This is a genomic window from Paenibacillus oryzisoli (assembly GCF_050467285.1).
In the GTDB taxonomy this organism is placed as follows: Bacteria; Bacillota; Bacilli; order Paenibacillales; family NBRC-103111; genus Paenibacillus_E; species Paenibacillus_E oryzisoli_A.
Genome location: NZ_JBCMUN010000007.1, coordinates 363,233 through 377,054, shown reverse-complemented (window position 1 = coordinate 377,054; position 13,822 = coordinate 363,233). Strand labels below are relative to the sequence as shown.

Genomic DNA, 13,822 nt, shown 5'->3' with positions numbered 1-13,822 from the left:
AGATGGATGAGAAGCCCAGATGGTAACTGAAACCTTCAAGGTTTAGTTGCCATCTGGTTTTATTATTTCCATTAGAGGTTCAGATTTTTCTATGGGGGACTGCGGTATGGATCATTTTTTTGCCAATTTCATCAATGCAATCCGTTCGAAGCTTTTCTATAAAATGCTTATCATTTACTCGCTGCTCACGCTTGTGCCACTGATAATCGTTAGTACAACCTTCTATATTCGTTCTAGTCAATTGATCGGGAAGAAAGCAACAGAAGATGCGCAGCAGACATTCGCCGCAGCTGCAACAAAAATGGACGAACCGCTTCTCGCAATCAAGAAGCGGTTGTTGGAAATAGGTGATCGAGAACCAGTTCAATCCTATCTCAACTTGTATCCGTTAACTGACACTAGCGCGATCAATGTTGATTACCGCACTAACTTACTAGGGAGTGTAAAGGATACGCTTCAAGTGGAGCTAGTTGAGCTGAGACGAACAGTCGGCCCTTTCGTGGACAACATATATGTAGTTACGCCAGATGATCAGGTAATCAGCATTGATGGCAGCCGTTCGCTGCGATATGCTTCTGCTTTTCGACTGCTCCCCTTTGAGTTCGAGAGAGTACCGGAATGGGCTTTTTTTACTGATGACAAGCGGATGGCGTGCGATATGAAGATATACGGATCTGCTAAGGGGGGCGAACCCAATAAATTACTCGGTCAACTCGTTGTCACACTAAGCCCCTCAGGTCTCCAAAACACATATACCAATTTTGCACCTGACACGTTTTACATCATTAGTTCAAACAACATCATTCTCTCTGCTTCCGATCCAAATGATATCGGAAATGTACTGGATGTTCAGAAGTCAGAATCACAGTTGCAAATACAGCAAAAATCACAATATGCCGATTACCATTATATCTGGCTGTCAACGCCTGGCACCGACAAAATCGTAGAAAAACAGGCAGTATTATCCGTAGCGATTACCCTTTTTGCCTGGCTTGCCGTTCTATTTGTAACCTATTTCATACTTAGGCGCGTGACCGATCCCATTCAACGGCTTACCAAGTTGATGCGCCATGCGGAGAAAGAGGAATATCAAATTATTCAGGATATTGGAACCAGGGATGAGATCGCCATGCTCTGCTATGGCTACAACCGACTGGTGCTGAAGACAAAGGACTTGATCGAAAAAAACTACAAAAGCGAACTTGTTGCAAGAGAAGCTGAATTAAAATCGATCCGCATGTACATTAATCCTCATTTTTTGTACAACACGTTAGAATACATCAGTATTATGTCACAGAACCCGAATAAAGCTTGGTATGTCCCCGATGTCGTCCATAAATTGTCGAGTATTTTCAGATTCTCCATCATGCCCGGAGGGAAGTTCGTATCTTTGGAGACGGAATTTGCGTTTACAGAAATGTATCTGCAGATTCATAAATACCGCTTCGGTGAGCGGATGCATTTTACTCTTGCTCTCCCGGAAATGTTACGGCAAGTAGCCATGCCTAAGTTAATCCTGCAGCCACTTGTTGAGAATGCCGTAATCCACGGCATTGATCGCCTGCATGATGGCGGCCGTATTGAGATAGAAGCAAAAGAAGAAGATTTCCTACTTGTGATCACAATCCGAAACCCGGCGCCTCCTGTTGATTCGAGCTACGGTCGTAGTACTGATCAACTGACAAAGAAAGGATTGGGATCAGGTCTGGATAATGTCAACATGAGGATTCATCATTATTTTGGCAATCAATACGGAGCCACGCTTAGCCGAGACGCAGAGGGAATCGTCACTGTTAAATTACAGATGCCCATCCAACTATGGGAAGATACAGGAGAGGAATAATATGCGCGTACTTATTGTAGACGACGAAACTGAAATTCGTGAATATTTGGCGGGATTGCCTCAATGGGGGCAGGCAAGGTGTACAGTTGTAGGAACAGCTGCTAATGGAGAAGAGGCACTCAGCATGATTGAGAGAACCAACCCGGATGTCGTTCTGACAGATATTCGAATGCCAGGAATGGACGGTATTGAACTGGCTGAGGCGATTCGCTCAACGCGTCCTCATCTGCCCATTATTTTCTTAACTGCGCATCACGAATTTGAGTATGCAAGACAAGCCGTTCGTCTTGGTGCTTCCGATTTTATTACCAAACCGTTTAAGCCGGAGGACATCATACGCGCGGTGGAGAAGCAGCGAGATAAGGAACACGATGCTTGGGTAGAAAGAGACGCATTCTTTACAGTTATCGGGTCAGAAATGATTACAGTGGAGGAAAAAATCGAATGGATGCATAGCCGCGGTATAAAAGATGGAGAATTTGTTTTACTTTATACGGAGTTGGATCACGTATACGGGTTGCAACATTCGCGAAATCCATTTGCACTCAAGCAAGTTCGAAAGGCACTTGAATCCGTCTCTAAAAATGAGGGAATTATTTCCTGGATGTCAGAATCATCTAATGGGGTTTATGCGCTGTTGCCTTGCCAGGAGTTTTTGGATACGGACAATTCTAAAATCATTGGATTCGCTAAACGACTGATAGATGCATGCGAGACACAGGAAAGTTTGAGTGTCTCCGTTGGTATCAGTCGGACAATGAACTCCTATTTCGATCTTCCCGAGGCGATCAGACAAACCGGTGTTTGTATGGACTATCGGATGCTGCTTGGTAAGAAATCCATGCTTGCCTTCGATGCAATCGAGATGATTGTCAGTGAGAAAGAGAAGGAGTCGCTCATGTCCGTCAACAAGGTAGCAGAACTATTGCGAACGGGTGAAGCGAACGGCATTCGTGATGCGATTTCAGACGTCTATCGCCGCATGTTGTCTGTCGGCGCTAGCCGGAAAGACATTCAGCATTTCTGTATCGGATTGATTGAACGCTCAGAGGATGTGCTGCTTGAGTTCGGTATCGAGCCCAATGCCCGGGCATCGGTTGAAATTCGGGAATTGATGCTATCCAGTTTGATATTGACGGATATGATGAAAGCACTAGAACGTTATCTGCTTGATAACTCGGAAGAAATTCGTCGTCTTTTGTCACAATCTCCCAAGCGCATTGTTGCAGAAACTATACATCTCATTGACAGTGAGTATATGTCCGAACTCACACTGCAAATGGTTGCGAAGCGATTGAATGTAAACTATTCCTATTTAAGCCGTTTAATCAAAAAGGAAACGGGTAAAAATTTTACGGACATTCTGTGGGAATGCCGCATAGAGGCAGCGAAAGTCAAGTTATTGAAAGAAGACTTAAAGGCTTACGAGATTGCCTACGCCGTGGGCTTCAAGGATTCAGCACATTTCAGCATACTCTTCAAAAAATTCACAGGCTGCACGCCAAGTGAATACAAGCGCTTGGAGGGAGGTAAATTGCAATAAAGAAAAACCAAAACTCAGCCATCGAACATTCATTGAAAAATAGCTAACATTAAGATGTAACGAATAACAAAAGTAAAGGGGTGTACTTGAATGAAGAAAAAACTAGTCGCACCAACGATTCTGACACTAAGTGTCATGCTTGTACTTGCAGCATGCGGAAATGAGGGTTCTAAGGGTACAAGCAGTCCGGAAGCATCGCCAAAGAATGGAGATGCTGTCGCTGCATCAAAGGACAAGGAGTTTACAATTCGTGTTGGAAATTGGTTTATGGACGATCGTCCTTATCAACAGGAGTTTAAGAAATCGATTGAAGAAGGCTATAAAAAACTTTATCCAAAAGCAAAAATTCAATGGGACATTACCCTTGGCTCCTCTTACTTTGACAAGTTGAAAGCACAATTTGCATCTGATTCGGCTCCGGATGTCGTGTTCTACCAGAAGAAAGACTGGTTCAAGGCCGGGAATTTCATGGACGTATCCAATGAGCCCTGGGTCAGCCGCTTAACGGACGTCGGTAAAAAGAATCCGGCGGTCTACTATGACGGGAAATTATTTGGCGCCCCGCTGGGGAGTACCCCGAATGGTGGGGTGTGGTACAACGCAGACATGTTCAAAGAACTTGGATTGAAGGCTCCAACAACGCTCCAGGAATTCATTGATGTCTGTGAAAAGTTGAAGGCAGCAGGGAAAACACCTATTGCTCTAGGGTTTAAAGACAGTTGGACAGTACCGTTGTTCTTTTCAATGTGGTTAGAGTCATACGGTTTCGCTACCGACCCGCTATTCGGTAAGAAGGTCTATGATGGTGGAATTCAATTGGACGACCCAACAATCCAAGCGGTGTTCAAAAATTTTCAGAAATTCAAAGAATCTGGATATTTCAACAAAAATGCGCTTAGCATTGACTGGCCGGCATCAGGACAATTATTCGCATCCGGTGACGCGGCAATGATCGTTCAGGGGCCTTATATGCCAGGGACGAACAAGGATAATATTCAAAAGGGCGGCTTTAAGTCGTTCCAAATTGGCTACTTCCCGCTTATGGACGATAAAGGAAATACGGCCATTCAACTTGGCACGAATGCAAGTCTTGCAATCAACTCCAAGACGAAGCTTGTTGAAGAATCTAAGGCGCTGTTCAATCTGATTACAACACAAGATGTTATGGGACCATGGCTTGCAGGTGAAGGTTCACTCTCCTACATCAAGGATATTCAAGTTAAGTTTGCCGATCCGGCGATGGATACGATGAAACAGTATGTGGACAAGAAATCTTACCCTTACAGATTAGATGACTTTGTTCCTGCTAGCGTGATGAGTGCTTTGTCGGATCTGACCACGAAGGTCGTATCTGGCGCACCGTTCAACGCTGCTGATTTGAAGGCAGCAAAGGACGCTTTGGAAAAAGATAAAGCGGCCGTAATAGTACCTCCTACGAATTGATTGTCGGCATGTATTCGCGTCCGGCCGTCTTTGGCTGGACGCGTTTCATCTATGGAAAGGAGCCGCTACCATGAATTTCGAACGCAGGCAATACTGGACAGGCGTGTTATTTCTCTTGCCGGCGCTTGCTGTATTTCTATTCTTTTACTTTTATCCGTTCCTCGAGAGCATTTATTATTCGTTTACACTTTGGAATGGAAGCGGCAGCCCGGAATTCATCGGTTTGGACAACTACAAACATCTGTTCAGTGATCCACACATGACGAATGGTCTATTAAATTCACTCAAGATGGCCGTCTTTGGCGTCATCGTACAGAACCCGCTAGCGATGCTGGTTGCGGTACTGATTAACAAGAAGTTTCGAACGGGTGCATTTATACGAACGGCGATTTATCTACCTGTCATTATTAGTCTTGTGGTCTCTTCCGTCGTGTGGGGACAATTATTACAGCAAGATGGTTTCTTTAATGAAATATTCATTCGTATCGGACTCGAATCTTGGGTCACGGATTGGCTTGGAACAATCAAGACCTCCTTCCCGACAATCATTCTGCTTACGCAATGGCAGTCGGTTGGGTTCTGTGCCATTATTTATTTGGCTGGTCTGCAATCGATTCCGGCAGATATGTACGAGGCTGCAGAGCTGGAAGGTGCCAGAGGCTTTACTTTATTCTCGAATATTACGCTGCCAATGTTGATGCCTACGGTGACCATTGTCATGTTCCTAACGGTTGTCGGAGCGCTGAAGTTATTCGACTTGCCGTATATTTTGACAAACGGTGGTCCAGGCACGTCTTCCTATACACTTTTCCTTGCTGTCTATAATGCTGCGTTCAAGGAAAATAATTTTGGATACGCCACGGCAGGTGGTATTGTGCTTGCGGTTGCTATCATGATCGTAGCTCTCCTTCAGTTGTCGATTACGCGAAAACGGGAGGTAGAACTCTGATGGAACGCAAACAAGCCTCTATTATAACTGAGACTATCCTTATTTTTGTGGGACTCTTGTTTTTATTTCCAATTCTCTATTTAATACAAATGTCTTTCAAACATCCTGGTATTTTTTACAAGCCATTCGTGTTGCCAGATCGTTTGTATCTCGACTATTACAGTAAAGCTGTGAACGCTAAATTTTTCATCAGCTTGGCTAATTCGGTATTTGTGACAGTCGGTGGTCTTGGATTGACGATCCTGTTGGCTTCCATGGCTGGGTACACACTTGCTCGTCGTCAAGGCAAATTGTTTCATATTGTGTTTCTTCTATTTATGACAGGCATGATTATTCCAACTGTTGGATCATTAATACCGTTGTTTAAGCTGGTAAATTCCTTGCATCTTGGTAACACGCGTACCATTCTCGTTATTCTGTACACGGCTGGACACATTCCTATGGCTACTTTTTTATACTCAGCATTTACGAAATCAATTCCACGCGAATTGGAAGAGTCTGCAGGTATGGATGGTTGCGGATCCTTCAAAATGTACTGGACGATTATCTTTCCATTGTTGCTGCCGGCGACAGGCACATTTATTCTTACGAATGTATTCGGCATTTGGAATGACTTTGTGACGCCGCTTATTTTTCTTAACTCCTCAGAGAAAATGACGTTGATGCCGATGATCGTTCAGTTTATGTTCAATCAGCAGTCAGTCAATTATGGACCTGTTTTTGCGCTTTGCGTTCTAGCGATGGTTCCGCTGCTTGTCCTGTTTGTCTTCACGCAGCGATACATGTTAAAGGGCTTAGTGGTGGGTTCTGTAAAAGGGTAACATTTCTATGCAGGCTCCAATCTAACATAATCACGCTTATTCACCCTTTGTATGAATAAGCGTGATCTCCTGCGTTTGGGGATTTTAAGAAAAAGTCGAATTCAGCATATTTCTAGTAAATTGCAACAATTACCGTATCTTTAAAATGTTTTATGATTATGTTTGTAAGCGATTTCGTTTTTAGGAGGTTATGAAAATGTTTAAAAAAATAGCAGTTATACTTTTTGCATTGGTTAATATTTTATACACGATTAATGGATTAACAGCAACTGCTGCAACACAATCACCTGAATTGATTGTAAACCAGGGATTTGAGAACGGCACAACAAGTTGGAGTGGGCAGTATGCGACACTAACCGTTGTTACTTCAAATTTTAATTCTGGCGCTTCAGCTTTGAAGATCTCGAACAGAAGCTATGATTATAGTACAGCCTTGCAAAATGTGGTGACTGGGCTAAAGAGTTACGGTGCTGGTAACTATAAACTAACTGCTTATGTGAAACTCGCAGCACCGCTCGCGAGTGGTACGTGTCGTCCGATGCTTGTAATTAAATATAATGATGGGACGGATCACTATGCCACTACGAGCCGTGTAGCCATAAACGATCAGAACTATGTCAAAATCGAGGGGAGCTTGAATCTCTCTTGGAGCGGAACATTGAATTCTGCACAGATGTATGTTCAAACAGGAACAGGCGGAAAAGAATGTCTGTCAGATCTATATGTTGATGATTTCAGCCTTGTAAATACGGATCGCTCAACGCCAATTAATCAGTCGCCTGAACTATTAGTTAATACAGGCTTTGAAAGCGGGTTGTCAAATTGGAATGGACAGTATGCGACATTATCAGTTGACAGTTTGAATGCTAATTCTGGAGCATCCGCTCTAAAGATTTCGAACAGGAGTCAGGATTGGGGTACAGCATATCAAAATGTCGACGATGTGTTAAATAGCTATGGACCTGGAAATTACAAGCTAAGTGCGTATGCTAAGCTTGCAGCGCCCTTAGTAAGTGGTTCTTGCAGCCCAATGGTCGTTATCAAATATAACGACGGTTCGGATCATTATGCCAGCACGAGTCGGGTTGCTATCAACAATCAAAACTATATTAAATTGGAAGGGAATCTGAATCTCTCTTGGGTTGGAATGTTGAGTTCTGCACAGCTGTATGTTCAAACCGGGACAGGTGGTAAAGATTGTCTATCAGATCTATTCATTGATGATTTCAGTTTGGTAAATACAGATCGTGCAACTCCGTTGCCGCCTTATCTTGGAGACTCAAGCGTCAATCTTGCAGCAAACAAGGGTGTAACCGCTTCAAATACATTAAACAATTTATATAATACCTCTTATGTAACAGATGGTGACATTACTACATTAAATGGGCATGAATGGGCAGCGGACGTTTCGCAAAACGCACAATGGGTTACTGTTGATTTACAAAACAGTGTGAAATTCAATCGCATTGAGTTTTATACAAGTAAAGGCAAAGAACTGAAAGACTATCAAATACAATACTGGACATCAACTGGATGGGTTAACATATTCCCAGGAGTGACGGGGAATGCTGCCGATCATAACACGTATGTCTTTGAACCGTTAATTTCTTCTAAAATCCGCGTGAATGTGACCAAAGGTGATGCGGAGAACATAGCACGATTGGTGGAGATTGGCGTCTATCTCGACCCTAATTTAGCATTAGGCAAGAGCGTAGTTGCTTCTAGTGTACAGACGGGATACAGTGCGTCCTACATAAATGACGGCAACAAAGTGACATCGGGCTGGAAGCACTGGGCGGCAGATGTATCCAACGGACCACAGTGGGTAGAAATTGATCTGGGAGCTATGACTACTTTCCAGAGGGTAGAATTTTATACGCCTTCAAGCTACGAACAGCGCGAGTATACGATTCAATATTGGGACGGTAGTCAGTGGGTCGCAGCTTTTCCGACGGTAACCGGGAATAGTGCAGAACACAATTCACATTCATTCAATCCTGTCACAGCTTCGAAACTCCGTGTATATGTGACGGAAGGTAATATTCAGCAGCATGGCCTAAACGGCGGAGAGAATGTAGCACGGATTGTGGAACTCGAGGTCTACAGATCAGGCGGACGATTTGTCGACAACAACGTTGTGCCTGATCCAATTCCCCAAACGATTGATCAGAGACAAGACAAAACGGTTGTAGGGGCCATTCGGTGGGATATGTGGGGAGGAACAGACAACCCGCTGGACATTGGATCCCAAACTCAAAAGACGCTTTCACCTGAAAAATATCATTTCCGTCTGCCTTGGTATGCTTCTGTCACAGGTACGAATGAAGCTCATATCCCCCAATACACGCAGGAAATTATGGATCAGGAAATCCATTATGCCAAAAAAGCAGGCATTGACTACTGGGCATTCGTCATGTATGAATCTCCGACTGCAAGGGATCTATACTTATCCAGTACCTACAAGAACGATGTGAAATGGACGGCCATTCTTGGAGCATCCGGCTACAGCTTTGACAACTACCCGTGGCTTGTGTCGCAGTTCAAGACCTCCAATTACCAGAAAGTTCTAAACGACAGGCCTCTCGTGTATGTCTGGAATACAAACAAGCGATATGTCGATGAATTGCGGTCGGAGGCTCGGAAACAGGGCATAGCAGAGCCCTACATTGTAATTATGGGGACCAATGCTAAAACTATGCGTCAGATGCAAGGCGATGCGCTAAGCCAGTATACAAATTTCGGAGCTAATGGTTCGCCATATTCAACACTTATCCAAAATGACCAAACAAACTGGAATTTGCTTGCGGATTATGGAGCGCAGGTAATCCCCACGGTCACTACCGGCTGGGATCCTAGGCCTCGTATTGACACGCCGGTATGGACCTCGTATGGAGCAAACCAATGGGCTCAAACCGCAACTGCCTCGGAAATTGCGGTAAACCTAAAAAATGCCTTGGATTGGAATGACACTCATCGTTCATCGAGCTTTCCAAATGCAGTATTGATGTATGCCTGGAATGAAAACGATGAAGGAGGTTGGATTATTCCTACCCTTGGTGCTGACGGTAAACCGGATACGAGCAGACTCGATGCCATTCAGTCGGTTTTGCGTCCCGATCTTACTCCGCCAACGACGACGGCCGCTTTGACGCCGGACCAGCCGGACGGTTCGGACGGATGGTACGTCCATCCCGTTTCGGTCAGTCTCACTGCAACTGACGATTCGTCCGGGGTGGCGAAGACAGAATACAGTCTGGATGGCGGAAGTACATGGCAAAGCTACGCGGCTCCAGTCATGTTGAATCAGGATGACAATTATACAGTAAGCTACCGCTCGACGGACAACGCCCGCAATGTGGAAGCGGTGAAAACCATCGGCTTCAACCTGGATCAGACCGGTCCAACGATGATAATATCCGGTTTGGTTGACGACGCTTACAGCGATTCCGCGAATATCACGCCAAGCGTTGCTTTCAGCGATAACTTGTCCGGAGTTGACAGCAGCAAGACGACGGTCACGCTTAGCACGTATGGCGTCCAACAAACCATACAGCAAGGAGCAACCCTTCCGCTCTATACGCTGCCGCTCGGTTCGCATACGTTTATCGTAACGGCAAGCGACATGGCGGGGAATACGGGCAGCCAAACTGTAGTGTTCCAGACGACGACAAGCATACCGTCCATAAAGGCCTTGGTCACACGCTTTACGAATATGGGATGGGTCGACAACGAAGGTATCGCTAACAGCTTACAAAGCAAATTGAATACGAGTGATTTGGATGGTTTTATTAGCCATGTGAAGGCGCAAAGCGGCAAGCATATTTCTTCGCAAGCCGCCGGCTACTTGCTCCGGGATGCCCAATATTTGTTGTCCAATCTACAATGAGACATAACGGTGCCAACGAAAAGACAGCATACGAGCTGATTTAGAAAAGAAAGTACCTAAAGGTGAACGGATTTCATTCCGTTTTGTGACTTGAGTGAAACGAAAGGAAAAAAGTACAACAATGAAATGGATAAGTAAATGGATATGGGCCGATGAGCCGGGGAGAAAGCACAATCAATATGCGGATTTTCGCCAGGCTTTCTGGTTGACCGAAAACGAAGCTGAGCAATTCCTTCGACTACGTATATCGGCTCGTCAGGAATACAGCCTGAGGATCAACGGGCAATGGGTAGGTAGAGGGCCTTCTCCATGCACACCAGAATGGCAGTATTACGATACTTATGATATTTCGGATTATATCAGGTCGGGGGAAAATGTCGTAGCGGCGGTTTGTTACCAATTCGGAGAAAGCGATATTGTAACCGGCCAAATGCAAGGGGAAGCCGGCTTTCTGCTTCAGATCGAGAACGAAACCGGGACGGAAATCCGGACCGCGACAAACCGAACTTGGAAAGCGCGCGTTTCCCCCAGCTGGAGGACGACGAATGAGCGAATCAGCCGTTGGGGCGGGTTTAAGGAAATTTACCTTGCAGCGGAAGAGGACGGCTGGGAGCTGCCTGGCTATTCGGATGAGGGTTGGACGCAGGCCGTTGAGATCGCCGGGGTTGGCGAAACTGACAGCCCGTGGCCAAATCTGATTCCCCGAGAGATCCCTTTCCTTGCGAAGGAGCTGCGCTACGCGGTTTCCGTTGTAAGAACTGAAACCAATTTCGGGTCCGTCTCCGGTACGGAATGGCTCCTGATCGAAAACGTCGATAGAGCAGAAGCGCTGCTTATGGATGCGTCGACACCTGGTTCACTGCCGGCGGTTGTATACGATTTCGGGACGGAAGTAGTGGGGCGGCCAATCCTGACAATCGACGCGCCTAAGGGAGGCGTTATTCGGATCGCATACGGCGAATCGCTTGAGCTTCAAGAGGTGGACACATTCATCCTTAAACATGGACAGCAGCAACTGCAGCCGTTCGGCCGCAGAGCGTGCCGTTTCCTCAAAGTGATGCTGATGGCAGCGCCCGAGGTCGTCACGGTCAAAGGCTTGTGCTTCGAGCAAGTTGGTTATCCCTTCGCCCGTCAAACTGTCTTCGACAGCGGAAATACGCGATTCGATGCAATTCACGAAGTCAGCCTCTATACGACGAGGATGAACTGTCACGATCACACGGAGGATTGTCCGTGGCGTGAGAAGGCGCTATGGGTGGTCGACGGCATGGTGATGGGCAAAATCATATACGCCAACTACGCGGATACGACGCTTATGCGCAAATGTTTGCTGCAGGGCGCCCGCATTCAGAATAAGGACGGATCGATCCCGGGAACCGGACCGGAACGAAACGCCGTGCTGCTTCCTGACTTTTGCGCATATTGGCTGCTTGGCGTGTATGATTATTGGCGATACAGCGGGGATATGGAGCTGCTTAGGGAATTGAAGCCGGCTATCGATCGATTGATGGACTGGTTCGAACGGCAGACGGATGAAACCGGCTTGTTTGCGCGGGCCGACCGTCCCGGTTGGTGGTGCTTTATCGACTGGACGGACGATGTCGACCGCCGGGATAAGGTTTCCGCGATTTCCTTCCTCTACTATAAAGCGCTAGTTGTCTACGAGAGGATGCAGCGGGCACTGACACCGGCCGATGCCGCAGTCGACCGGACATCGGCTCGCGCTAAAAGGTTGAATGACGTAATAAGGCGCCAGCTCTGGCTTCCGGACCTAGGGCTGTATGTAGACTGTTTGACCGACGAGGGACAGTCCGGCCATTTCAGCCTGCAGACGAATTTTATGGCCGTTTGGTGCGGCCTAATGGATAAGACCGAAACGAATCGCTTCCTGGACGATTATTATTTACTGGGCAAGCTGCCTCCGGTAAGGGGGCCGTTCTTCCAGCATATCGTGCTGGAAGTGCTGAGGGATGCAGGCAGACAAGAGCAGGCGCTCGCTGTGATTCAAGAGTACTGGGGCGCGATGCTGAACAGAGGAGCCACGACCTGGTGGGAAACCTTCGACGCCTCCATGCCGGCTTGTACGATTCCGAGCACCTTTCAGGGGCATACGCCGACTTATTTGCAGGAAAGTATTCCGGTCAGCCTGTGTCATGCGTGGGGGGCTTCGCCAGCTTATTTGTTGAACCAACTGATATTCGGTGTCGACCTATCCGAAGCGGGTTCGAGGTTGATCCGATTGTCCCCGCCGTATCTGACTAACGGATCCGCAAGGATCGCCATTCCGCTACCGCATGACGGGACGTTAACGATCCAGTGGGCGAAACTAAACGGAGGAGATGTAACTGGAGAGGTAACAATCCCGGGTGGATATCAGGTAATCGCCCCAGTTTCATATCCGCTTCGAATTGTGACCGAACTGTCTGATGCAACACCAGCTTCGTAACGCAGCAAAGACCAGCCGATTACCGGTTGGTCTTTATTCTTCGGACAGCAATATGGGTGGATTTTAGATATCTTGCAGGCATACTCACTTAGATTGCGTTTTTGCGATCAGGTGGAACTGCGATTCTGAGAGCATGGCAGCCAATAATGATATTCCGAATATCCGACCTTGTGTTGGCAAGGATTAGTTCTCAAGCTGCGTTCAATAATAATATTTGGTCTATTGGAGATAATGATGGCATCATACTTTGACCGAGGTGTTACGTTATTTTGACAGTGGATAGAATCATAATGATCGGTATATGGATTATAATGAGTGTGCTTTTAATTCTGACGGTCCCCCGCATTAAAATCCGAGAGGCGTTCGTAATCTTCTCGTTTAAACAAGTGCAAACCTGGCTTCTGGGGCTTGTAGTTGTGCATTACAAACTGCTTGAATACCCTGTTCGCGAGTTTGCTAATGTAGCAAAGAACAGTTTTTCGTTTGAATATTTCATCTATCCCGCTATTTGTGTCGTATTTAATATGAAGTTTCCAGAAAAAAAAGGAATCATTCAGGTAATACTGTGGTATCTGTTTTTCCCAAGTTGGATGACCGCAGCTGAGGTATTGTTAGAGAAGCACACTCACCTCATTCATTACATTACTTGGCATTGGTACTGGACTTGGATCTCCCTTCTGATAACCTTTTACGTGGACAGGTCGTTTTATCTCTGGTTTATCAGGAAACAAACGGGTGGGATAAGATCCGCTAAGTGAATTGGGTTGTTCAACTAACTGGGAAACGTTAGTTCAATCAATCAAACAGCGACAGTCTAGGACATTATTTTCTCGTCCTTGGCTGTCGCTGTTTCAATTTCTATGGTCAGTCTAACACTTATTTTATAGAGTC

8 protein-coding genes are annotated in these 13,822 nt (G+C 46.0%); all 8 read left to right on the top strand.

Annotated elements, in window-relative coordinates; translation table 11 throughout:
• The first annotated feature begins 106 nt into the window (after positions 1-106).
• The 8 genes from ABE504_RS14020 to ABE504_RS13985 all read left to right on the top strand — a co-directional run bounded on the left by ABE504_RS14020 (position 107) and on the right by ABE504_RS13985 (position 13,689).
• The gene (locus tag ABE504_RS14020; RefSeq protein ID WP_430089362.1) at positions 107-1,843 is read left to right on the top strand and encodes a histidine kinase; all 1,737 of its coding nucleotides are present in this window, start codon (positions 107-109) and stop codon (positions 1,841-1,843) included.
• A gap of 1 nt (position 1,844) precedes the next feature.
• The gene (locus ABE504_RS14015) at positions 1,845-3,386 is read left to right on the top strand and encodes a response regulator transcription factor (RefSeq protein ID WP_430089358.1); all 1,542 of its coding nucleotides are present in this window, start codon (positions 1,845-1,847) and stop codon (positions 3,384-3,386) included.
• Positions 3,387-3,476: 90 nt separating this feature from the next.
• Complete coding sequence (locus tag ABE504_RS14010; protein ID WP_430089355.1) at positions 3,477-4,829, top strand: ABC transporter substrate-binding protein; 1,353 nt, start codon at positions 3,477-3,479, stop codon at positions 4,827-4,829.
• A gap of 70 nt (positions 4,830-4,899) precedes the next feature.
• Positions 4,900-5,778 (top strand): carbohydrate ABC transporter permease, encoded by an 879-nt coding sequence (locus tag ABE504_RS14005; RefSeq protein ID WP_430089352.1) that lies wholly within the window; start codon positions 4,900-4,902, stop codon positions 5,776-5,778.
• Complete coding sequence (locus ABE504_RS14000; protein WP_430089349.1) at positions 5,778-6,599, top strand: carbohydrate ABC transporter permease; 822 nt, start codon at positions 5,778-5,780, stop codon at positions 6,597-6,599. The genes ABE504_RS14005 and ABE504_RS14000 overlap by 1 nt, the downstream gene beginning before the upstream one ends.
• A gap of 196 nt (positions 6,600-6,795) precedes the next feature.
• The gene (locus ABE504_RS13995; protein WP_430089346.1) at positions 6,796-10,485 is read left to right on the top strand and encodes an OmpL47-type beta-barrel domain-containing protein; all 3,690 of its coding nucleotides are present in this window, start codon (positions 6,796-6,798) and stop codon (positions 10,483-10,485) included.
• Positions 10,486-10,606: 121 nt separating this feature from the next.
• A complete protein-coding gene (locus ABE504_RS13990; protein WP_430089343.1) occupies positions 10,607-12,931 on the top strand; it encodes a family 78 glycoside hydrolase catalytic domain in 2,325 nt (774 codons plus the stop codon).
• A gap of 290 nt (positions 12,932-13,221) precedes the next feature.
• Positions 13,222-13,689: a CBO0543 family protein gene (locus ABE504_RS13985; protein WP_430089341.1), complete on the top strand. Its 468-nt coding sequence runs from the start codon at positions 13,222-13,224 to the stop codon at positions 13,687-13,689.
• The last annotated feature ends 133 nt before the right edge of the window (positions 13,690-13,822 follow it).